The following is a 22,496-nucleotide window of genomic DNA, read 5'->3' on the forward strand; positions in this document are numbered from 1 at the left end:
TTTTGGGTCTGATTTGTTTTTGTTAATGATCAGACAGTACCTGATGAGCCTTTCTTTGTCAACTCTTGAGGTTGATGCGTTTCATTTTTGAATTGGCGAATCTCTGTTCAGCACACCCATAGAAATTAATTTATCAGTAGTAGATAACTCTCCTACTGATGAACTAAAAAAAATCTTTGATGATTTTCAGGAATACGATATAGATTATTACTTCAATAATGGTAATAACGTTGGTTTTGGTCAAGCACATAACCTAGCTATTACTAGAGCTAAAAAATATGATTATCATTTAGTTATCAATCCAGATGTCTATTTTGATAATAATGTGATCACTGAACTTATTCACTACCTCGATAAACATCAAGAGGTGGGATTGATTACTCCAAAAATATCTTACCCGAGCGGGGACATCCAATACCTTTGCAAGCGTCAACCTACGGTTTTGACTTTATTTATTAGACGTTTTATTCCTAAAAAAATGCAGTTTCTTTTCAAAAAGAGATTAGACTGGTATGAAATGCGAGATATCAGCTATAACCAGATAATAGAAGTACCGATTATTAGTGGTTGTTTTATGCTATTTAACAGAAAATATTTAGATGATATTGGCTATTTTGATAAAAATATGTTCATGTATTTTGAAGATTATGATTTGACCCTTAGAATGTCTAAAAAATACAAAACCATACTTTACCCCCATGTAAATATTTATCATCATTGGGCAAGAGGAGCGCACAACTCTACTAAACTGGCAATAGTTTTTGCTCAATCGGCTGTGTATTTTTTCAATAAACATGGTTGGAAACTTTACTAAACTTAATTGAATAATTAATAATGAAAAACGTTTTAGTTACAGGTTCTACCGGCTTTATTGGCAGCCACTTACTGCCAACTTTACATCAACATAACTGCCAGATAACAGCTGCAATTCGCCAGAAATTTGAGTTTCCTGCATCCCTGTCAATTAAGGCTATTCAGGTGGGTGAAATTGATGATATGACCGATTGGCAAGAAGCATTGCTAGGCATTGATACCGTTATTCATCTAGCAGGACGCGCTCATATACTTCATGAGACTATATCCAATCCAGAAGCAGCATTTATAAAAGTTAACACTAAGGGGACTATTAACCTAGTGAAGCAGTCGCTAAAAGCGGGAGTTAAGCACTTTATTTTTGTCAGTTCTATTCATGCTATGGCTGCCGAAAGTGATAATATTCTTAACGAAAATTCTCCCTGTCACCCCGATAGTCCCTATGGTCGTAGTAAACTGCAAGCAGAACAAGCTTTAATTGAAATAGCAAAAGATAGTGACATGACTTGGACGATCCTTCGTCCTACTCTAGTTTACGGACTAGGCAATCGTGCTAATATGGAGCGCTTGATGAAACTAATTAAACGGGGATTACCTTTACCTTTTGGTGCGATCAAAAATCGTCGTAGTTTTGTCTTTGTGGGTAACTTAGTTGCTGCCATTATTACCTGTTTAGATCATCCTAATGCCGCTAATCAGATTTTTTTAATTAGCGATAACCAAGCTGTTTCTACTCCTCAATTAATTCGACTCATTGCTCAACAAATTCAACAACCCTGTCAATTGCTGCCCGTCCCCACTACCTTACTTAGATTCTTAGGTTATCTGGGTGATAGGGTAGAATCTATAACAGGGAAAAACCTCCCTTTTAATACCTATAATATCGATCGCTTGCTTGGTTCTCTTGCCGTTGACTCTAGCTATATTCAAAAAACCCTGAATTGGCAACCTCCCTTTACTTTAGAGCAAGGATTAGCCCAAACAATTCAGCCAGAAAATTAGTGATCAGCTTGTCAAAAAGACTTCATAATTCAAGTTCCGCTTTGACAAAATCGGCAGTTTTATGGAGAGAAAACCCTACTTTAGCGGCTATCATCTGCATAGCGCGATTATCCCTTAAAATTTCCCCTTCGATTCCCTCTAATCCTTCCTTTTTGCCAATAGTGACTAAACGCTGTAGTAATTCTGTACCAATTCCTTGACCTTGATAGTCATCCCTAACTAATAGGTCAAATTCCGCCACATTAACGCCATGCAGTTTATTTAAGCGTCCTATAGCGATAATTTCTAGCTCTTCCGTCTGATCTTTATTAATCTCTACCACTAAGCTCATTACTCGATCGTAGTCGATAAAACAAATGCGCGTAAGACGATCATAAGCGGTTTGGCGATCGAGATTGACAAGGTGAAAATAACGATAATAAATAGTTTCTTCCGAGAGATAATGGTGAAATTGTCGCACTAAAGGCTCATCCGCTGCCCGAATCGGACGAATTAGCACCTTTAAGCCTCTTTTCGTCGTCCAAAGCCCTATATAATGTTCGGGATAGGGACGAATCGCCGGATGAGATAACTTTTCTGGGGTAGTAGTTGGAGGATGAAGAAGGATAGAGGCGGAAAGGGCGATTAATTGCTCTGAATCGGCAAAAAAGGGATTAATATCAATAGTTTTAATGCGAGGTTGTTCACTAACCAGGTTACTAAATCTCACGATTATTTGCTCTAAATTCGCCAAATTAAGCGATTTAAGCCCATTTGTCCCGTTAAAAGCCCGATAAATCTTGGTTTTTTCTAAAAGTCGGCGAGCGAGATTAGTATTTAAAGGAGGTAGAGCGGTGGCGTAATCTTGAAAAATATCGACTAAACGGCCACCAGTGCCGAAAATTATCACCGGTCCGCACTGATCATCGTAATTAGAGCCGATAATTAACTCATATCCTCGATCGATCTCTAACATCGGTTGAATACTCACCCCGAGAAAATGCTCCCCACCCACTTGTGCGCTAACATTAGCTTCGATCGCTTGATACGCTTGCACCACTGCCCTAGGGGAAAAAAGCGGCAATTGTACCCCACCCACCGCGCTTTTATGGATAATCGTCCTCGAATGCAGTTTCATCACCACGGGATAACCGAGAGATTCAGCGAGATTAACTGCTTCTGCGGCACTTTCGGCGACTTTAGTGACAATAACAGGGATTCCATAAGCTTTCAGTATATCTAAAGACTCTAGCTCACTGAGAATTGTTCTATCCCCTGCTTGCTCAATAATCTGGCTCACTAAAACTCGATCGGAGCCATTTTCCTGAGAATTGGTTAAAATTGGCGTTTGATAAAGACCGCGCAGATTCTCTTCATATTTCCAGAGCAAATTAAACACCCGGGCTGCCGAATCGGGATAGCGATAGGTGGGGATACCCTGCTGATTTAATAACGCTACTCCCTCTGCAATGCCCTCTCCCCCCATCAAACTTGCTAAAATGGGTTTTTTGCTATTTTGAGCGATTGAGGCGATTCTACAGGCAATTTCTCGCAGATCGGTGTTAAAGCGAGGCGAGAGAATCATCAACACCGCGTCGGTATGTGCATCCGCTAAAGCGATCTCTAGGGCGCGAGCGTAGCTATCGGGATCGCTGCTGCGACGCAGATCGATGGGATTTTGGGGGACGATATCCGCGGGAACAAGAGGCGCTAGTTTTCCGATCGTTGCGGGGGTAAGGGTTGCCAGTTGTCCATCTTCCGCCAGTAAAGCCGAGGCCGCTAAAAGAGCGGGAGCCACACCATTGCTGATGATTGTCAAGCGTTTTCCCCGGGGAAATCGGGGAATTTTCGCTAAAACTTGCGTGATATTCAAGAGATCGGCCAGTCTTTGTACTTCCACGATGCCACAGCGAGCAAAGGCAGCGGAGAGAGTTAGCTGATCGCTGGTTAATTTGCCAGCATGGGAAAGAGAAGTGGGGTCAAAGTCGGTACTGTGGCGACTAATGGCGATAATTGGTTTATTTAGGGCAACTTCTCGGGCTGAGGACAGAAAAGAGCGGGCATTATTTAGGGATTCCAAGTAGATAACGATGCTTTTGGTTTGGGGATCGTCTCCCAAATAATAGAGTAATTCGCCCCAATCCACATCTAAAAGGACTCCGAGGGAGATAAAGTGACTAAAACCGACATTTTCGCTTAAACTCCAATCAAGCACGGCAGCAGCGATCGCCCCACTTTGACTAATCAGAGCAATTGAACCGGTTTTCGGCAGGATGGGGGAAAAGGTGGCGTTAAGATTTTGGCTTATATTGCAGATTCCTGAGCTATGGGGACCGATGATGCGTAATTTTTGACCAGCGATCGCTTTAATTTCCCTAAGTAAATTTTCCCCCATCTGTCCAGTTTCCCGAAAACCCGTGGAGAGAATCAGGGCGCATTTAACCTGTTTTTCGACAGATTGGGCGATAATAGCGGGAATTTCGGGAGCAGGGGCGGTGATAATTACCAGATCGATCGCCGCCTGGATATCCTCTAAACTGCTATAGGTGGGAAGATCGAGCCAGTTTTCGGGGTGAGGATTAACTAGATAAAGACGGTGCTGACCGGGATTATGATGGAGATTATTTAAAAGAGTGCGATCAAGTTGGGGATTTTGGCGATTAAATCCCACCACAGCGATGTTTTTTGGCTCAAAAAAGGCTCTTATGGTTTGATGTTCGCCACCACGAGGCTCTAAGATGGGATTTAACATAAGTAAGCTAGGAGGCATTTAAACTGGGTATTGTTAAGTGAGCTAAAAAAGCGGCTAACCCTTACTTTTCCAGTGTTCTGTGGCGTTCCCCGATCAACCTAGACCAATTCTAGCTGTTTAATCAGGGTTCGATCGGTGTAATTAATTTTGTCTAGGCAGCGATCGGCAATAAAACAGCCCTAGCCGATGAACATTTTCCCCAAGAGATCTAGTAAACTAACTGATGCTGTAAATATTTAGAGACAGACGATGGAACTGGAATATCCCGAGGATTTGAGATACCTAGAAACCCACGAATACGTCAGACTCGAAGGTGAAATCGCTACCTTGGGAATTAGTGCTTTTGCCGTCGATCAATTGGGTGATATCGTGTTTCTAGAATTGCCCGAATTGGGAGAGGCGCTGGAAGTAGGTAGTAGTTTCGGCACGATTGAATCGGTAAAAGCGGTAGAAGATCTTTATCCTCCCGTCTCGGGAACCGTAGTTGATCGCAATCAAGCGATGATTGACTCCCCCGAATTAATTGCCGATGATCCCCACGGGGAGGGTTGGTTATTAAAAGTGCGGGTAGAAAATCCCGATACTGCCTTGGCTGATACCCTCTCCGCTAGTGAATACCGCGCCCAAGTAGCAGGAGAAAGTTAACTAATATTAACAACACGGAGCCAGACCCTCACACTATCATAGGCATAGAAAGAATTAAAAATCCAGGAAGCGATCGAGTCTTCCTGATTTTTGTCTCTAAACCGTGCTGAGACGAAATTCTTGCCCGAATCGAGTCAGGTTTCACTATTTACCCAATCTATGCTAAATCCTAATCTCGCGGTGATCGAACTTTCCAAAGAGGAGATTCAACGCTACTCTCGACACATTATTCTGCCCGAAGTGGGCTTAGAAGGTCAAAAAAAACTAAAAGCCGCCAGTGTTCTCTGCATCGGCACCGGGGGACTCGGTTCCCCGCTTTTACTCTATCTAGCGGCGGCTGGCATCGGTAGAATCGGTATTGTTGACTTCGATATCGTCGATAGTTCCAATCTGCAACGTCAAATTATTCACGGCACTTCTTGGGTAGGCAAACCGAAAATTGTTTCCGCTAAGGACAGAATTCTAGAAATTAACCCCTATTGTCAGGTGGATTTGTACGAAACCCGCATAAGTTCCGAAAATGCCCTTGACATTTTAGCCCCCTATGATGTAGTTATCGACGGGACCGATAATTTCCCCACCCGTTATCTGACTAATGATGCTTGTGTTCTTCTCGACAAACCCAACGTCTATGGCTCAATTTTCCGCTTTGAAGGACAGGCAACCGTTTTTAACTACCAAGGCGGTCCCAACTACCGCGATCTCTATCCCGAACCGCCACCACCGGGGATGGTTCCCTCCTGTGCCGAAGGCGGCGTTTTAGGGGTTTTACCCGGAGTAATCGGCACAATTCAAGCCACAGAAGCCATTAAAATTATCCTCGGCGCTCCGGATACCCTCAGTGGTCGTTTACTGCTTTACAATGCTTGGGAAATGAAATTCCGCGAGTTAAAATTGCGTCCGAATCCCATCCGTCCCGTCATTGAAAAACTAATTGATTACGAACAATTCTGCGGTATTCCGCAAGCGAAGGCACAAGAAGCAGCAGAACAGCAAAAAATGACAGAAATGACCGTAGTAGAGTTAAAAGCACTAATTGACAGCAATGCCAATGATTACATTCTCATCGATGTGCGTAATCCCAACGAGTACCAAATCGCTAATATCCCCAACTCGGTATTAATTCCCCTACCCGATATCGAAAATGGTGCGGCAATTCCCAAAATTAAGGAATTAGTCAACGGTTATCGTCTTATCGCCCATTGTAAGATGGGGGGACGTTCCGCTAAAGCCCTCGCTATCCTCAAAGAGGCAGGTATCGAAGGAATTAACGTCAAAGGTGGCATCAGTGCCTGGAGTCGTGAAGTCGATTCCACTGTACCAGAATACTAATTTTGGTCCCTGGGTTTTGGGGTGTTAGGGTTTTGGGGTATTAGTCAAATTCCCCCATCTCCCCATTCCCCCATCTCCCTAGGGTTGATTCAAGGTAGGGTTGATTCATGAATCAACCCTACCCCATTCCCCCATCTCCCCACTTCATAATTCATAATTTCCTCCCCCCATTATTGCCCGTGAATCTGTTAAAATCAAGGCGAGTTAGCCTTAAAATCTTCGGTGTGAGCAAACGATGAAAAACCATATTAAAAAAATTGCTAGTTGGAGCGCGATCGCTACTATTTCCCTTGGCTTAGTAGAAATGAACCGAACAGCGATCGCATTTGGCAATAATAATCAATTTAGTGCCTGTATCAGTCAGATTGTCCGCACGGGAGTCAGTCCCCAAGATGCCGCCACCGCTTGTTCAGAAGCATTAATTCCTAAAGAATTATCCCGCTGTGTGGTAATGATTAAATCCAAAACCCCGATCGATGGTAATCTGGCTCTGCAAGCTTGTTTTCAAGTGCGTCGTCCCATCGACCTAGGTCACTGTGTGGTCGATATCCATCGCGCTGCCCCCTTATTTGCCGCTAATTCCCTCAAACAAACGGAAACAGAAACAGCCAAGGAACCCGATAAATTAGGGATTTCTAAACAGGTTTTAGATTCCTGTCGTCAAAGTTTATTACCCGGTCGCTTTTCCGAGTGCGTTATCGCTGTAAGTCGTGGTGTGGACAAAAATAACCCCTCCCAAGCTTTACAAACCTGTTTAAGTGCCGAGGATTTCCCCAGAGATCTATTCCCCAGTTATCCCCAAAATCAAGACCAGAGACTTTAATCAAGATTATTTGGCTCTCTTATTTTGGTAATATACGGAAGAACCAGAAAACGTTAAAGATTGAACCATCAATCAGACGAGTTCGGCGGCTTAGGAAAGGTACACTTAACCGTAATATTTAAATTACTTTTAGCGGTTCCTTTAGTAATATAAGGGATTCCTACCTCACCGCCGATTTCCACACCAAATTGTAAAGTGACTTCCTCAATGTTGGCAATGGCTAAATTGCGAAAAGCGTTTAAAGTGTAAGTAGTGTAAGTACGAATTGTATCTTCAATTGTCTAAAAATTCTGCAAAATTTGCTGTTTATCTGGTATAGAAGTTCCCCCTTTAGCAACTCTTCCCTCGGTTTTTACTGTCTCGGCAGGAATTTCTAGGTCATCGGTGGACTCTATATAAATTAGGGTGTTTTCGTCAATTTGGATCGGAGTTAGTCGAGTCATAAATAATGCAAAAATTGAAAATTAACTTTTTTCTTAACTATTTCTTGGCTCTCCCGTACTTGTGATGATAAGAAAAGATTATCTAAGGGAGGGCCTATGCTTTCCTTGCAGTTTACCAAAAAATAACCTAACATAAAAAACATTTCTATCCCTTGCTGACTGTCTATGGCTCGCTACGCCCTTGTCATCGGCATTAACCATTACGATAACCCCAATTTCCTGCCATCTTTGAGTAAACCCGCCAAAGATGCGGAAGCTGTTGCTAAATTCTTGGAGAATACTGGGACATTTGCCAATGTAGAACGCCTACCCAATCGCTGGATTGCCGCAGAAAAACGCTACGAAGTTGTTCCAGGAAAGGTAACGGGGAATGAAGTCTTGCAAGCCTTAAAGAAAATCTTATCGGAAGAGCAGACCAAAAATCAAGAAGTCTTGATCTACTTTTCAGGACACGGGTTTCGCCTGATCAATCGCATCGGTGACGGGGAAGCCTATCTCGCCACCTCCGATAGCCAACCCGACGGCAAAAATGCCATTTCTTTAGACCGAGAACTCAATCCTTTATTACGGCGTTCTAATTTGAGTAATCTGGTAGTAATGCTAGACTGTTGCCATGCGGGGGCGTTATTGCCCGAAAATCGGGAATTAAATCGCACTTTGCTAGAACCTAGCCTCTCAGCGTTTAAGGAGAAGCAAGATTACTACCTAATCGCCGCCTGTCGGTCAGAACAGGTGGCTTGGGAAGATAAGAAATACAGTTTGTTCACCGCCGCCTTACTGAAAGGATTGTCCCAAAAAGAGGCGGACCCAAAAACGGGAGAAATTAGTGCCGATCGCCTGTTTGATTTCGTTTCGCGGGAATTGCGCGGGAAGGGTCAAGAACCGATTCGCATGGGAGTTGGGCGATCGCTAATTCTGGTCAAATATGGGGCGCAACCTCAAGTTAAAGAGGTGAAACCGTTACTAGATGAGAAGGGAGAATTGCGCTGTCCCTATCAAGGATTGCTGGCGTTTACTAAGAAGGAACGCCCATTTTTCTTCGGACGCAAGCGAGTGGTGGACGACATCAAATCTAAGCTGGATAGGCTAAATTTTGTCCCTCTGATTGGTGCTTCTGGAAGTGGTAAATCTTCGGTAGTTCTGGCGGGATTGATGCCCTGGTTGGAAGAATTAGGATGGCAAATTCTCGAACCGATCAAGCCTGGATTTAAGCCGTTGACAATGTTGGAAAGCCTGCTGTTACCCTATTTTCGAGATGATCAACAATTGCTGGATCAATGTATCAATAATCAAGACAGCGAAGGCTTAAAACCGCTATTAGAGCTTTTTCCCCGCGAACACAAATTCTTGCTGGTGGTAGATCAATTTGAGGAATTATTCACTTTTGCTCTAGCGGAACAGCGCGATCGCTTTATTGAATTGATTACTCAAGTTGCCACAATTCCAGACTCTCCTCTGGCAGTTGTCGCTACCATGAGGGCGGATTTCATTGAACCCTGTTTGCGTTACGATTCTTTGCGACAACTGATTCAAAATAACGCCGAATACCTGCCAGATCTAAGGGGATTAGATTTGCTAGAAGCTATCACCGAACCAGCCAAACTGCAAGGCTATGAAGTTACTAATGATTTACTCAATAAAATCCTTGAAGATATTAAACAAGAACCAGGATTTTTACCATTATTAGAGTTTGCTTTAACCCAGCTTTGGCAGAAACGAGATGAAGCAAACCATCGGCTGACTTTAGATACTTATGAGGCGATAGGTGGGATAGTAGGAGCGTTAAATTGTCAAGCTGATAAAGTCTATCAATACAAGGATTATGAAAAAGACTCACCGCAGCAGGAGCGAACGGAAGCAGAAAAAGCTTTAATTAAGCGAATTTTCTTGAATCTTCTGCAAATAGGAGATGGGGAAAAAGATACCAGATTGCGTCAATCAAAAGCCTTTATCTTGTCTTTAGCTGGAGATAATCAAGAAGGACAAAAAGTTTTAACAGAACTAATTGAAGGAAAACAAGGATTAGTAAAAGGTCGCCTTTTAGTAACGGGAAAAACTGAACGAGAAGAAGAAGCTTGGGTAGATTTAGCCCATGAAGCTTTAATTGAAAAGTGGGACAACCTGAATCAGTGGCGAAACGAAAATCGACAGGGAAGAGAATTAGCCAAACAGGTGGATAAAGATGCCAAAGACTGGCAAAAAAATAATAAATCCCAGGATTATTTGTGGTCGGGTGACAAGTTAGCAGATGCAGAGAAAATTCTGCAAGAATATCAAGACACGGTGGAGACTACGAAATTGGCTAAAGAGTTTCTCCAAGCTAGTAGTCAGGAGGAATTATATACTTATCTCCGCAGTCCAGACATTGATAATTTAGAGCGAGAGACATTAGAAGAAGAGGCAGTCCGTAAATCATTCTTCACGAAAGATAGATTATGGCAATTACTGAGAGATGAGCAGGAAAAAGCACAGATAAGGCTGTCAGCTTCCTGGTTGCTGAAGCAGTGGGGAGAGGAGGTTCCTATCTGGACAGCAGAGGTTAATAAGCAAGGAAATATTGCCCTCTCAATCATCGCAGAAAACGATCTACCAGCCACAGTAATCGAAGAGTTAGAAGACGGAATAAACCTAGAAATAGTGGAAATTCCCGGGGGTGAGTTTTGGATGGGTGCTTCTGAAGGAGAAGAAGGAGCATATCCAAATGAACGCCAGCCACATAAGGTCAAGATTTCTCCCTTCCTGATGGGCAAATATCTCGTAACGCAGGCGCAGTGGCGAGCAGTAGCTTCTTTGCCTAAAGTTGAACGGGATCTCAACCCAGAACCTTCACACTATAAAGGAAATAGCTGCCGACCAGTGGAACGTATTAGTTGGCAGGATGCGGTGGAATTCTGTGAGAGACTATCGCGCTGGTCTCAGAAAAAAGGGAAAGGCTATCAATACCGTTTACCCAGTGAAGCAGAGTGGGAATATGCTTGTAGGTCAGTTATCAGTGAAGAATTAATCCAAAATCCGATTTATCCGCCCTATCATTTTGGGTGGAAAATTGACCCGGCTTTGGCAAATTATTCACAAACCGCTTGTGCAAGGACGACAACCGTAGGCAGGTTTCAAATCGTAAATGCCTTTGGACTTTATGATATGCACGGGAACGTTTGGGAATGGTGTCTAGATCCTTGGCATGATAACTATAAAGACGCGCCCAATGATGGTTGGGTATGGGATGAAGGAAAAGAAGAATTGTATCAAGATATATCAAAACATCTTGATGTGTTGTTACAAGACAATAGAGATCATGTCGTACGTGGCGGGTCATGGGGCAGCCGTCCCTGGGCTTGCCGTTCTGCGGTTCGCGACAACGTCGCTTTCCTCAGCGATGCCTACGGTTTTCGGGTAGTTGCGTCGTCGAGGAAGGTGATTCAGTGAACAGTTAACAGTTATTGCTTGTGCCAAGGCTCTGGCTTGGTATATATAGTTGTTTCAAATAAGAATGAGATAAGACTCACCTAGCTCACTATTATTGTCAGTAAGCACTCCCGTAGGGGCGAAGCATTCGGGCAATAACCTATCGCTGAAACCGTAGATTTCTTATCCGAATGCTTCGCCCCTACAACCTCAAATACCAATTTAAATGATGAAAAGCTTATGTCTCAAACTTATTTGAAATGACTATAACATCTAGCCAGCAGACTACCTGAATAATTAGCGAGCAGGATGCTCGCATTCCCTTAAATCTAAGGCACTAAATTAGCTGTTTCAATCCAGTAGTATGCTATACTTATTACAGGTATAAACTCGTAAATTGGAGGAAAAAGCCATCAATAATGATACCCACTCCCGAACAGATGCTTACTTGCATTAGAATGTGTCAAACCCTGTCTAACTTCTATACCGATATTCATCTATTTCGGTATGATGAAAATAGTAATGTGAGCATCTTGCTCACTAATGTGGAGTTTGAAGATGAATCATCAACCTGATTTTTACCAAATGTCTCGCCAGTTATAATAAAAATGCCAGCAAAAGATATTTATCATGATACCGTGAGAACTGCCTTAGACAAAGATGGCTGGACAATTACCCATGACCCCCTAATTATTCGCTGGGGAAAAAGAGATTTATATATTGACTTGGGAGCAGAAAAAATTATTGCCGCCGAAAAAGACAATCAAAAAATTGCCATTGAAATTAAAAGTTTTGTTGGCAAATCATCTATCGATGACTTAGAAAAAGCATTAGGACAATATATTTTATACTATGATTTATTGACAAAACTAAAATCTGAAAGAACTTTATATTTAGCAATTCATCAACAAGCTTTTGCCGATATTTTTGAAGATCCTATTGGTCAAGTTTTATTAGACAATAAACGATTAAAATTATTAATTTTTGACGAAATTGAGGAGGTTATTTTAAGATGGATAGTTTAGAAAAAATGAGAAAAATTATTATTGAATCTCTCCGTTATTATGCAAACTTGCGCTATGCTACTGGAGAGGTAAACCGCCTCCTCATTATTGACAAAGACTCTGATAACTATCTAATTCTCTTAGAAGGTTGGGATAACCGAGAAAGAGTACATGGCTGTTTACTGCATTTACAAATTATTAATGGTAAAATCTGGATACAACGAGACGGAACCGAAGACGGTATTGCCACTGATTTATTAGCCGCCGGTATTCCTAAAGAGCAAATTGTCCTTGCCTTTAAACCCGAACATATTCGACCCTATACTGAATTTGCGGTAAAATAAGCGGCTCTTCTAGGTTCTGTGTGATAAGTTTAACTTACAATATGGTTGATCGATCTTTGTGTCCTTTGTGTCTTTGTGGTTCGTTCCACCCCCTCGCTCTTGAGAAATGTATCTTAGAATACATTTTACCCACCAAAGCTGGGAGAGCCAATAAGCTATAGAATGAAATTCTAGAAGGTTATGAGTATGGTTCTGGTATCCAACGGGCAATCAGCTATTATTCGTACAGAGCGTGGATTGACAATCGCCGGTACGCGAATTACCCTTTATGATGTTATGGATTACCTAAAGGCTCAGTATCCCCCCAAGCTGATTCGTGAAAAACTTGGTCTTAATGATAGACAGATTGATTCAGCCCTAGCATACATTGAGACTCATTGTACTGAGGGGGAGAGAAATTTTCCGTCTTTATACCTTTATCCTCTTCCTACCCAACCAGATTCTTGAGGCTATTTTTTTCTCTCTTATCTTCCCTCAAAAACCCTATATATATGGGCGCACGGATTCCCATTATATAAAAAGTCTAAAGCAAGTCTCGCCATTTGTCAAGGGTTTTGACAATAATTTTCCGGTTGCCGTTTGCCAAGCTCAGAACTAGGATAGGAAAGAATAAGGTATTATTGCAGCCAGAGAGGCTTAGACTGTGACCAATGTAGCGATCGATGTCCGATTAACCGAGACTTCTCTGTGGCAATGGCAAACATGGCAAGGATTGCCCTATCTTACCTGTAATCTCTTAGAGGACTGGTCCCACGGCTTTTTTACCCGTCATTATTACCCCCAAACCCCGGAAGCTTTTACGGCTGCTCTAGGGGCAAATGTACCAGTTTATCGGGTCAAACAGGTACATGGCGATCGCCTATTAAATCCCCAAGGGATTACTAACCCAGAAATAGCCGAAGCGGATGGAATTATCACCGATGCTTCCGGTCAAGGGATTTGGGTGGCCAGTGCTGATTGTACACCTGTACTAATAGGCGATCGCTCTAGCGGTGTTGGGGTGGCGATTCATTCTGGATGGAGAGGGACAGCTAAGGGAATAGTTGTCAAAGCAGTTAAGCAGTTATTAAACTCCGGTAGTTGTTTAGATAACTTAGTGTTGGCCCTGGGGCCGGCAATTGCCGGGGAAGTGTATCAAGTAGATAGAGAAGTTGCCGCAGAAGTGGGTTTAAGTTTATTTCCTCAAGAAACCAATCCCGACCAAATTCTGGCGAATTTATTTAACCTCTCCCCTTCCCCCTTATTTGCTGACGAGGAAAAAGGAAAAGTTCGCTTGGACGTGCGAAGGGTGATTTATCATCAACTACAACAGTTAGGAATTAGAGATCAACAAATTGCGATCGCTCCTTTTTGTACCTATCAACAAGAGGAGCATTTTTTCTCCTATCGTCGGGAAAAAGCCAAAAAAATCCAATGGTCTGGCATAGTTAGTCGTTAATGATTACTGCACACTGATAACTGAAAAATCCCCCCTCTCCCATGCGTATTGTTTTTTTCGGAACCCCGACTTTTGCCGTCCCCACCCTCAAAAAATTATTAGCCAATCCCGATATAGAAATAATTGCCGTCGTTACCCAACCGGACAAGCGCCGGGGAAGGGGTAATCAATTAATCCCCTCACCGGTGAAACAAATAGCCATAGAACAGCAAATACCGGTTTGGCAGCCTAAAAGTGTGAAAAAAAATGCTAAAACCTTAGATTTTCTCAGACAATCGCGAGCGGATGCCTTTGTAGTAGTTGCCTACGGACAAATCCTCTCCCCAGAAATTCTAGAGATGCCGAGATTAGGCTGTATTAACGTTCATGGCTCAATTTTACCGAAATATCGGGGAGCAGCCCCCGTGCAGTGGTGCATCGCTAGGGGAGAAAAAGAAACCGGCATTACCACTATGTTAATGGATGCGGGCATGGACACCGGACCGATGCTACTGAAAGCCTACAGCCCGATCGCTCTTTTTGACAATGCCGAACAGGTGGGAGCAACCCTAGGCCAAATGGGGGCGGATTTGCTCCTAGAAACCCTCTCTAAGCTCGATCGAGCAGAAATTACCCCAATTCCTCAAAATAACGATGATGCCACCTATGCCCCTTTAATTCAAAAATCTGACTATCTAATCCACTGGCAAGATTCAGGCCGGACAATTCACGATCGAGTCCGGGGTTTTTATCCTCATGCGCTAACCACTTTCCGGGGACAACCCTTTAAAGTGATGGCCACTATTCCCCTAGACGATCCGGAGCAACTGCCTCGAGAATTACAGACAAAAGACCTTTCTCATCTAAGCGGAGAAGTGGGATCGATCGTGGCTCTCTGGAAAAATTTCGGGCCGGTAGTGCAGACGGGAGCGGGTTTATTATTATTAAAAGAAGTGCAATTATCGGGAAAACCTCCGCGTTCTGGTGGGGATTTGGTCAATGGTTCCCGTTTAACTATTGGTGAGATTTTCGGTCAATAGTTTTCGGGGTATGGCTTTCCTTTGCTCCTCTATGCTTCACCGGCGAAGATTTTTTTTAACTTGCGAAAGCGATCGGAATAACTTCTTAATACTTCGATCGCAAACATGGGGGTTTCCTGCACGGCAAATAAAAACTGCGGTTGATTGAGATAGGCTAATTTACAATCAGTTTTGGCAATAGCTGTGGATTCTCGCAGTTTATACCCATGCAGGAGCGCTCCTGCTCCGAATACGTCCCCTTTTTGTAGAGTTTCTATCAATTGCCCCTTGATATACATCTCCACCTCTCCACTAAGAATACCGTACATTAACTCGCCCTCCGTGCCATCGGCAAAAATAACTTCACCAGCTGGAAAAGTGCGATCGGGATGATTTTCGAGAATTTTAATCGTTTCTACGGGACTTAACATGATTTAACAAGAATTTTTCGGGTTATCTCTCCCATTTTCCAATACATTGAACTCCCCGATCATCGTTTTTGTATGTAATACCATTTCTCTAAATGAAAACTACACATCGAATTTAAATCCCCCTTTAAGTTCCCCTTTTTAAGGGGGATTTAGGGGGATTAAACTTCTGTAGTCAGACTTTGGAGAATTGGTATAAGAATACATCTCCCCACACCCCACACCCCACACCCCACACCCCACACCCCCACTTCCTTGAGAAAATACCTGGTTTAAAACTGTTCGATCGCTGCTTGGGTGATTTCTGCGATCGCTGATAAACTGGGACTAACTTGGCCGGTATCGGTGGATAACCAGAGAAGATACTCGACGTTACCCGCAGGTCCGGTAATGGGAGACCAAGTTAAACCCCTATAGAACCATCCTAGGGCTTCTGCGGCCTGTAAAACCTGAAAAATCGCCCCCGCTTGGTCTTGATGGTCGCGAACTACCCCTTTTTTGCCGACTTTTTCCCGTCCCACCTCGAATTGGGGTTTGACCAATAAAATCGCCTCTCGCGGTGGATTTAATAGCGTCCACAGGGTCGGTAAAACTTTGGTCAGGGAAATAAAGGACAGATCCATAACTGCTAAATCGGCGGGTTTTTCCTGTCCGTATAACTTTTCCGGGGTTAAATAGCGAAAATTAGTTCTTTCTAGTAAAATAACCCGTTGATCCTGCCGTAAACTCCAGGCCACTTGTCCATAACCCACATCGACCCCATAAACCCGTTTTGCTCCTTTTTGCAAGAGACAATCGGTAAATCCCCCCGTGGAAATGCCTCCATCTAAACAAATGCGATCGCTGACATCAATGGCAAACAATTCTAAGGCCTTGGCTAATTTTTCGCCCCCCCTTGACAAATAGGGCAGTTTCTGCTTAACCTCGATCGCCGCTGACCGATCGATTTCTGTGGCCGGTTTATCGATGATTTGGTGATTGACTTTCACTTCTCCAGCGCGAATTAATCGCTGTGCCTGTTGACGGGAATCACAGAGATTTTTGGCTACCAATAATAAATCTAATCTTTCTTTCGGCAAGGAAGGCCTCCCAATAATCAGCGCCTAATTCTAAAAAATACCTTATTTTTCCCCAAGCAATCCCAGAAGGAAGATTATAAGTAAAGATAGGGACAAGCGGAACCCATCAGCCAAATTTTCGCTGCCATCACGATATTTTATGGATAAAGATACTCGATTCGCCATTTTAGTCATTGGCATTCCCTTTCTCGGACTAGCTTACTGTGGCTTGATTTTTGCCGTGATGATTTATTGGGTCTGGGCCCGGGAACATCCCGTAACCATGGCCACTTTTTTTGTCCTTGCTCCTTCTTTGATTTCTGGCTCTATTTGGCTGTTAGCTTCCTATAAAGCCCGTCAAAAGCAGCGTTTGGGTTTATAGTTGAATGTAGAGGCCGATGGCATTCGTCCAAAAAGAATCAACTGGATTTTAGAACTTGGTTTAGGTCTTTAGTGTCAACCTCGGCCTAACCGATGGCGATCGCTGTCAGGGATTGGGAAAAAAACCAAAAAGTTTAGCAGCCCCTCCTAAAATGGCGACAACTAGGGCGATAAAAATCCCCCGGTTGGTAAATTCCTGATAAGCAACCCGTGTCGTTAGTCCTTTAATTTCCGTAGTTAGTCGCTCATCTAAAGCTTTAATGTCCCCTCTGATCTCCGATTGTCCTATTTCTACTTTGGTTAACCGTTCATCGATTTTGTCGAATTTTTGATTGACATCTCTTTGTAGGGAGTCTATTTTCCCCTCGATCCTTGTCAGAACAGCTTCTAGGGAATAGGTAACGGTTTCGTTAGCCATTTTCTGTCTCCTATATTTCTTTTAATTGCGATCGCTGGTGAGATTGGGGATACCTAGATATGATGTCATACTAAATCCGTTGAGTATAGGATACATATCAGGACAGGCAAAAGGCAAGGGGCAAAACAGGGAATAGATAATCAGTTTTTAATAACTGGATTTAGTATCAGTGGTTTTGGCATGGTGCGATCGCTCTAGCTAGTTGTGCAAGTGAGCAGTTAAGGGATTGACGTTGTTGAATAAATCGGTTTTACTTACCGTTTCTGACTTAGTGCGTCCAAAAAGAATTAATAATCATTCTTTAGTCAGAATCAGAGCAGCACAGGGCTGACATTTAGGGGCTGGGCGCGATAGGATAAAAAAGTGCTAGATAAAAACCCCTCTCCCTTACAGTCCCTAGTTGCGGGTCACTGGTTCAAGCTCATCTGTGGAGCTAGTTACCAAGATTTGCCCACGATTCGCAACCTCGCCTTGGCCTATACTATCGCCGGGGCCGATTGTATTGATGTGGCTGCCGATCGAGCCGTGATCCTTGCGGCCAAGGAAGGCATCGAAACGGCGGAAAAAATCGCCGGATTCTCCCCAAATCGACGACCTTGGTTAATGGTCAGTCTCAATGACGGTGAAGATCCCCACTTTCGCAAAGCTGTCTTTAACCCGCAACTCTGTCCGGTCGATTGTCCCCGTCCCTGCGAAAAAATCTGTCCCGCTTATGCTATTGATGGGGGGGGAGTGATTGAACAGCGCTGTTATGGTTGCGGTCGCTGTTTACCCGTTTGTCCCCCGCAAATAATCGAGACAAGATCCCGTGTCTGTCAACCCGCAGAAATTATCCCCTTAATTATCGAAATGGGAGTAGATGCGATCGAAATTCATACCCAAGTCGGTCATGGAGAGGAATTTGCTCGACTCTGGCAAGCGATCGCACCTTTAACTAAAAACCTAAAAATCCTGGCCATAAGTTGCCAAGATGATGAATATATCATTGATCACCTCCACTATCTGCGAGAAACCATTTCACCCCTAAGCTGTCCTCTGATTTGGCAGACGGACGGCCGACCGATGAGCGGCGATATCGGCAAAGGAACCACCCACCCGGCCATTAATATGGCCAAAAAAGTCCTTTCCAGCAATCTAGCCGGATTTGTGCAGTTAGCCGGGGGAACCAATGACCACACCGTGACCAAATTACAGCAACTGGGACTGAGAAAAAAAATCGCTGGTATTGCCTATGGAAGTTACGCCCGTTCATTGATTTTGCCAATTTTAGAGCATTTAGACCAGCTTAACCTTGAAAATGACCCCCAATCTTACCAAGAAGCCCTTAAAGCCGCTTCTATGGTGGTTGCTCAATTAAAAGCCTAGCCTTGGTCAAAAAACTATAATATTTTTTTAATTGACAACTAACCCATAAATGTGTTAGACCCCAAGAAAATCTTGGAAATAAAAACGGCCAATTATCGCCAAAACCCTTTACTATTAATGCCAGAAACCCTACCCTCCTCTCGGATGCCAGTGACCGACGATTTAAACAAACTCTTGGCAATTCTACCGGCTCGGATTCGCGGCAAAATCGAGGAACACCCGCGGCAGCATCAACTAATCGAAGTAGTTATGGATTTGGGACGCATACCAGAAGCGCGTTTTCCCGATGGGGCGATCGATCTGGGAGACGAACCGATCTCAAAAGAAGAAATCCAGTATTCGATCGCCAGGGTGGGCAGTTTTAGCGGCGATAATCGCGCTGGGATTGAACGCACCCTGCACCGGATCAGTGCCATTCGCAATCGAGACGGGGAAATTATCGGTTTAACCTGTCGTATCGGTCGGGCTGTTTTTGGTACGATCACCCTGATTAACGACCTAGTGGAAACAGGAAAATCCCTGCTGCTGCTCGGTCGTCCGGGGGTAGGAAAAACCACCGCTCTCCGGGAAATAGCCCGAGTTTTAGCCGACGATCTTAACAAACGGGTAGTAATTATCGACACCTCCAACGAAATCGCCGGAGATGGAGATATTCCCCATCCGGCCATCGGTCGCGCTCGTCGGATGCAGGTGTCCCGTCCGGAATTGCAGCATCAGGTCATGATCGAAGCAGTGGAAAACCATATGCCAGAGGTAATCGTGATTGATGAGATCGGTACGGAATTAGAAGCTCTGGCTGCTCGCACGATCGCCGAACGCGGGGTGCAGTTAGTGGGAACGGCCCACGGCAATCAACTGGAAAATTTAATTAAAAACCCGACTTTATCGGATTTAGTCGGGGGAATTCAGGCAGTAACTCTCGGAGACGAAGAAGCACGCCGCCGGGGTTCTCAGAAGACCGTTTTAGAACGCAAAGCACCCCCCACCTTTGATATTGCCATCGAAATGTTGGAACGTCAGCGCTGGGTCATCCACGAGGACGTATCCACCACTATCGACCAACTGCTGCGGGGACGGGAAGCAATTGCCCAAATCCGTTGGGTAGATGAGGAGGGAAAAATACAGGTCGCTCAGGAAGAACCAAAACCGGAAAACCTCACCCCTTTGCGCGGCAATTATCTGCCAGAAATGGATAAACCCAAGGGATGGCGGGCCGATGGCCGGATGACTCCCGTGGCCCGTTTCCCTGCGGGCCCTCTCAACCGGGAAAACGATTTTGATCGCCTCCTCGAACAATCTTGGCTACAGGAGGAACCGGAAACGGAAAAAGTCCGCGTACCCGGTCCCAATGGCGAAGATTGGCCGGTTTATGTCTATCCCTACGGAGTCAGTCGCGCTCCGATCGAGCAGGTAGTACAGGCCCTAGATTTGCCGATCGTTTTGACCAAAGATTTACAGGAGGCCGACGCGGTGCTGGCCCTGCGTTCCCACGTTAAAAATCAGTCAAAATTGCGGCAAATTGCCAAAGTAAGACAAATTCCCATCCACGGCATCAAATCCAATACCCTGCCCCAAATTTCTCGCGGTTTAAAGCGGATTTTGGGCATTGATGACCCGATGAATCAGGAAGGTGCGGATCTGCGTTTATTTGCCCGCAGCGGTAATGATGACGAGATCGAAGCTTTGGAGGAGGCCCGGTTAGCGGTGGAACAAATCGTTATCCCTACCGGCCAACCGGTGGAGTTACTGCCCCGCTCGGCGAAAGTGCGGAAAATGCAGCACGAATTAGTGGAACATTACCGTCTCCAATCCGATAGCTTCGGAGAGGAACCGAATCGCCGTATTCGCATCTATCCAGCTTAGGAATCGGGAATTTGCAGCGACGCACCCTCATCATTATCGGTACAGGGGCGGCGATCGGTGCGGTGGCCTCCCTGATTATCCATCGTCCCCAATCGGGGGCGGAATTGCGGGCTAAAATGCCCCTAGCTGAAAGAATTAAGCTCTGTCTCGATCTGGCTAGTTTAATTCTAGCCAGATCGACTATCTCGATGGTTATTTGGGGAATTCTCTATCCCTATCTTACCCATCCAGAGCCATCGGGTTTTAACTAGGGCTTGCTGAATACCAAGATTTACCCTTTTTGATGGGGGAAGTGGCAAACTATTAACTGTTACCGTTGAATGGGAAAAGACTGTGGATATTCGCTTAATCGTTGTCGATGTGGATGGAACGATCGCCGGGGATAACAATCAGGTTGATCCGGCCGTGGTGCAAGCTGTCTCGGCCGTCCAAAAAAAGGGGATTTCCGTCGCTATTGGCACTGGTAGGATGTACCGCTCGGCTTTACGCTTTCATAAACGCCTTAAATCCACTTTACCTATAATTGCTTACAATGGCGCTTGGATTCAAGATCCTGTTTCCCAAGTTCACCATCGACATACCCCTATTTCCCCCGACTTGGCGATCGATCTTTTGGATTATCTCGAACAACCCCAATGGAAGGAGAAAATCTCCCTTAATTTTTATATGGACGATGTGCTTTATGTGCGGCAATTAAACGCGGAAACGGAATTCTATCGCCAGCGATCGGGTATTATTGCCGAAGCAGTGGGGGATTTACGCAAAGTCGCCCACAAAACCACTAAAATCCTGGCCATGGGGGAAGATAAGCAATTTATCGCCGAGATTTGGCAGCATTTACAGCAACGCTATCAAAATCAAGATTTATACTTTACCCAATCGAGTCCGACTTTTTTTGAAGTTACCCACGTTGAGGCCACCAAGGGAAGCGCCACCCAATTTTTGGCCGAAGATATCCTAGGATTACAACCAAAAAACGTTATGGCGATCGGTGATAATTTTAATGATGTTTCTATGCTCACCTATGCGGGTGTCGGTGTCGCCATGGGTAATGCTCCCCAAGCTGTTAAGGATCAAGCCGATTGGGTTGCCCCCAGTGTAGACTTAAATGGGGTGGCTGCGGCCTTGGCAAAGTTTGTTTTAATTTGAGCAAGATTTGACTTTTTACTAGAAAACCAACATCCTTTTCACCGAGAAAATTATGACTATTAATACGCAAACTGTTACGATTTCTAACAAAGATATTGACATAGATGCCTATTTAGCCATTCCCGATCGAGTGGGAATTTATCCAGCAATTATCGTGATTCAGGAAATATTCGGCGTAAATGACCATATTCGAGATGTCACCCGCAGAATTGCCCAAGAAGGCTATATAGTGATCGCTCCTGCCATTTATCAGCGATTTGCTCCTGGTTTTGAAACGGGGTACAGTATGGCAGATATCGAAATCGGTCGTCAGTACAAGGAACAAACCAAAGCAGCCGAATTAATCAGCGATATCCAAGCCACCATCGATTATCTTTATAGTTTGCCACAGGTGCAAAAAACCGGTGTCGGCACGATCGGTTTTTGTTTTGGTGGTCATGTGGTTTATCTTGTCTCCACTCTAGAGGATATCAAAGTTACTGCCTCTTTTTACGGTGCAGGAATCACCACGGGAACCCCTGGGGGTGGTCAAGGGACAGTGAAGGTGACTCCCCAAATCAAGGGGACAATCTACGCATTTTTCGGGATGTTAGATACCAGTATTCCTCAAAAGCAAGTGGATGAGATAGAAAACGCATTAACCCGTTATCAAATCCCCCATCGAGTTTTCCGCTATGAAAACGCCGACCATGGCTTTTTCTGCGACCAAAGGGCTAGTTATAATGCTAAGGCGGCCAAATCTGCCTGGGGTCATGTGCTAGAGTTATTTAGCCTTCTTAAATCTTAATGGTCTGACTCCTCAAGCTTCAGCTTACACTGGAAGCAGCTCGAAATCATACTTGTAACTATTCTATTT

The 22,496-nt window shown here is 44.3% G+C and carries 22 protein-coding genes and 2 pseudogenes; 18 read left to right on the top strand and 6 right to left on the bottom strand.

Annotation, left to right across the window (positions count from 1 at the left end; all coding sequences use genetic code 11):
- Positions 1-97: 97 nt before the first annotated feature.
- Together H6G40_RS17375 and H6G40_RS17380 are read left to right on the top strand one after the other, a co-directional pair.
- Positions 98-814, top strand: a pseudogene (locus tag H6G40_RS17375) (glycosyltransferase); the annotation flags it as partial.
- Positions 815-834: 20 nt separating this feature from the next.
- Positions 835-1,815, top strand: coding sequence for an NAD-dependent epimerase/dehydratase family protein (locus H6G40_RS17380; RefSeq protein WP_069475299.1), 981 nt, complete (start codon positions 835-837; stop codon positions 1,813-1,815).
- A 22-nt stretch (positions 1,816-1,837) separates the two neighbouring features.
- Here H6G40_RS17380 and H6G40_RS17385 read toward each other — a convergent pair whose 3' ends face one another.
- Positions 1,838-4,546, bottom strand: coding sequence for a bifunctional acetate--CoA ligase family protein/GNAT family N-acetyltransferase (locus tag H6G40_RS17385; protein ID WP_190538050.1), 2,709 nt, complete (start codon positions 4,544-4,546; stop codon positions 1,838-1,840).
- A gap of 249 nt (positions 4,547-4,795) precedes the next feature.
- Between H6G40_RS17385 and gcvH the strand changes: the two genes are divergently transcribed.
- The 3 genes from gcvH (at position 4,796) to H6G40_RS17400 (ending at position 7,346) form a co-directional block, all read left to right on the top strand.
- On the top strand, positions 4,796-5,191 hold the full coding sequence (gene gcvH, locus H6G40_RS17390) for a glycine cleavage system protein GcvH (RefSeq protein WP_002737085.1): 396 nt from the start codon (positions 4,796-4,798) through the stop codon (positions 5,189-5,191).
- 159 nt (positions 5,192-5,350) lie between these two features.
- Positions 5,351-6,523, top strand: coding sequence for a molybdopterin-synthase adenylyltransferase MoeB (moeB, locus tag H6G40_RS17395; protein ID WP_190538052.1), 1,173 nt, complete (start codon positions 5,351-5,353; stop codon positions 6,521-6,523).
- A gap of 235 nt (positions 6,524-6,758) precedes the next feature.
- On the top strand, positions 6,759-7,346 hold the full coding sequence (locus tag H6G40_RS17400; RefSeq protein ID WP_002736844.1) for a hypothetical protein: 588 nt from the start codon (positions 6,759-6,761) through the stop codon (positions 7,344-7,346).
- A gap of 68 nt (positions 7,347-7,414) precedes the next feature.
- On the opposite strand, the gene H6G40_RS23430 is transcribed toward H6G40_RS17400, so the two are convergent.
- Positions 7,415-7,624: a CU044_2847 family protein gene (locus H6G40_RS23430; protein ID WP_339327450.1), complete on the bottom strand. Its 210-nt coding sequence runs from the start codon at positions 7,622-7,624 to the stop codon at positions 7,415-7,417.
- Between the two features lie 3 nt (positions 7,625-7,627).
- Positions 7,628-7,789: a hypothetical protein gene (locus H6G40_RS23435; RefSeq protein ID WP_242028789.1), complete on the bottom strand. Its 162-nt coding sequence runs from the start codon at positions 7,787-7,789 to the stop codon at positions 7,628-7,630.
- A 165-nt stretch (positions 7,790-7,954) separates the two neighbouring features.
- Between H6G40_RS23435 and H6G40_RS17410 the strand changes: the two genes are divergently transcribed.
- From H6G40_RS17410 to fmt, 7 genes and pseudogenes are all read left to right on the top strand, one after another.
- Positions 7,955-11,215 carry an nSTAND1 domain-containing NTPase gene (locus tag H6G40_RS17410; protein ID WP_190538053.1) on the top strand — a complete coding sequence of 1,087 codons (3,261 nt, stop codon included), beginning with the start codon at positions 7,955-7,957 and terminating at the stop codon, positions 11,213-11,215.
- Positions 11,216-11,613: 398 nt separating this feature from the next.
- Positions 11,614-11,769, top strand: a complete 156-nt coding sequence (locus H6G40_RS24215; protein WP_002737946.1) for a DUF6888 family protein — start codon at positions 11,614-11,616, stop codon at positions 11,767-11,769.
- Positions 11,770-11,802: 33 nt separating this feature from the next.
- Positions 11,803-12,219, top strand: coding sequence for an element excision factor XisH family protein (locus H6G40_RS17415; protein WP_002773633.1), 417 nt, complete (start codon positions 11,803-11,805; stop codon positions 12,217-12,219).
- The gene (locus H6G40_RS17420; RefSeq protein ID WP_002736025.1) at positions 12,207-12,542 is read left to right on the top strand and encodes a XisI protein; all 336 of its coding nucleotides are present in this window, start codon (positions 12,207-12,209) and stop codon (positions 12,540-12,542) included. Before H6G40_RS17415 ends, H6G40_RS17420 begins: the two co-directional genes overlap by 13 nt.
- A 186-nt stretch (positions 12,543-12,728) precedes the next feature.
- Positions 12,729-12,944: pseudogene (locus tag H6G40_RS17425) on the top strand (DUF433 domain-containing protein); the annotation flags it as partial.
- Positions 12,945-13,185: 241 nt separating this feature from the next.
- On the top strand, positions 13,186-13,980 hold the full coding sequence (pgeF, locus tag H6G40_RS17430) for a peptidoglycan editing factor PgeF (protein ID WP_002736685.1): 795 nt from the start codon (positions 13,186-13,188) through the stop codon (positions 13,978-13,980).
- Between the two features lie 41 nt (positions 13,981-14,021).
- Positions 14,022-14,999, top strand: coding sequence for a methionyl-tRNA formyltransferase (gene fmt / locus H6G40_RS17435; RefSeq protein ID WP_190538055.1), 978 nt, complete (start codon positions 14,022-14,024; stop codon positions 14,997-14,999).
- 29 nt (positions 15,000-15,028) lie between these two features.
- Here the strand turns inward: fmt and H6G40_RS17440 are convergent, their stop codons facing one another.
- A complete protein-coding gene (locus H6G40_RS17440) occupies positions 15,029-15,409 on the bottom strand; it encodes a cyclic nucleotide-binding domain-containing protein (protein ID WP_190538057.1) in 381 nt (126 codons plus the stop codon).
- Between the two features lie 269 nt (positions 15,410-15,678).
- Positions 15,679-16,485 (bottom strand): TlyA family RNA methyltransferase, encoded by an 807-nt coding sequence (locus tag H6G40_RS17445; protein WP_190538059.1) that lies wholly within the window; start codon positions 16,483-16,485, stop codon positions 15,679-15,681.
- Positions 16,486-16,624: 139 nt separating this feature from the next.
- Here H6G40_RS17445 and H6G40_RS17450 point away from each other — a divergent pair, with 139 nt between their 5' ends.
- Positions 16,625-16,846, top strand: coding sequence for a hypothetical protein (locus H6G40_RS17450; RefSeq protein WP_002736250.1), 222 nt, complete (start codon positions 16,625-16,627; stop codon positions 16,844-16,846).
- A 105-nt stretch (positions 16,847-16,951) separates the two neighbouring features.
- Here the strand turns inward: H6G40_RS17450 and H6G40_RS17455 are convergent, their stop codons facing one another.
- Positions 16,952-17,263, bottom strand: a complete 312-nt coding sequence (locus H6G40_RS17455) for a DUF4164 family protein (protein ID WP_002737935.1) — start codon at positions 17,261-17,263, stop codon at positions 16,952-16,954.
- A 363-nt stretch (positions 17,264-17,626) separates the two neighbouring features.
- On the opposite strand from H6G40_RS17455, the gene ldpA reads away from it, so the two are divergent.
- From ldpA to H6G40_RS17480, 5 genes are all read left to right on the top strand, one after another.
- Positions 17,627-18,628 (top strand): circadian clock protein LdpA, encoded by a 1,002-nt coding sequence (ldpA, locus tag H6G40_RS17460; RefSeq protein ID WP_190538061.1) that lies wholly within the window; start codon positions 17,627-17,629, stop codon positions 18,626-18,628.
- 51 nt (positions 18,629-18,679) lie between these two features.
- On the top strand, positions 18,680-20,491 hold the full coding sequence (locus tag H6G40_RS17465) for a R3H domain-containing nucleic acid-binding protein (protein WP_069475443.1): 1,812 nt from the start codon (positions 18,680-18,682) through the stop codon (positions 20,489-20,491).
- A gap of 11 nt (positions 20,492-20,502) precedes the next feature.
- On the top strand, positions 20,503-20,742 hold the full coding sequence (locus tag H6G40_RS17470) for a hypothetical protein (RefSeq protein WP_002736443.1): 240 nt from the start codon (positions 20,503-20,505) through the stop codon (positions 20,740-20,742).
- A gap of 82 nt (positions 20,743-20,824) precedes the next feature.
- The gene (locus H6G40_RS17475; RefSeq protein WP_103112739.1) at positions 20,825-21,640 is read left to right on the top strand and encodes a Cof-type HAD-IIB family hydrolase; all 816 of its coding nucleotides are present in this window, start codon (positions 20,825-20,827) and stop codon (positions 21,638-21,640) included.
- A 52-nt stretch (positions 21,641-21,692) separates the two neighbouring features.
- Positions 21,693-22,427, top strand: a complete 735-nt coding sequence (locus H6G40_RS17480; protein WP_103112740.1) for a dienelactone hydrolase family protein — start codon at positions 21,693-21,695, stop codon at positions 22,425-22,427.
- Positions 22,428-22,496 lie beyond the last annotated feature (69 nt).

Source organism: Microcystis viridis FACHB-1342 (genome assembly GCF_014698335.1).
GTDB classification, from domain to species: Bacteria; Cyanobacteriota; Cyanobacteriia; order Cyanobacteriales; family Microcystaceae; genus Microcystis; species Microcystis ichthyoblabe_A.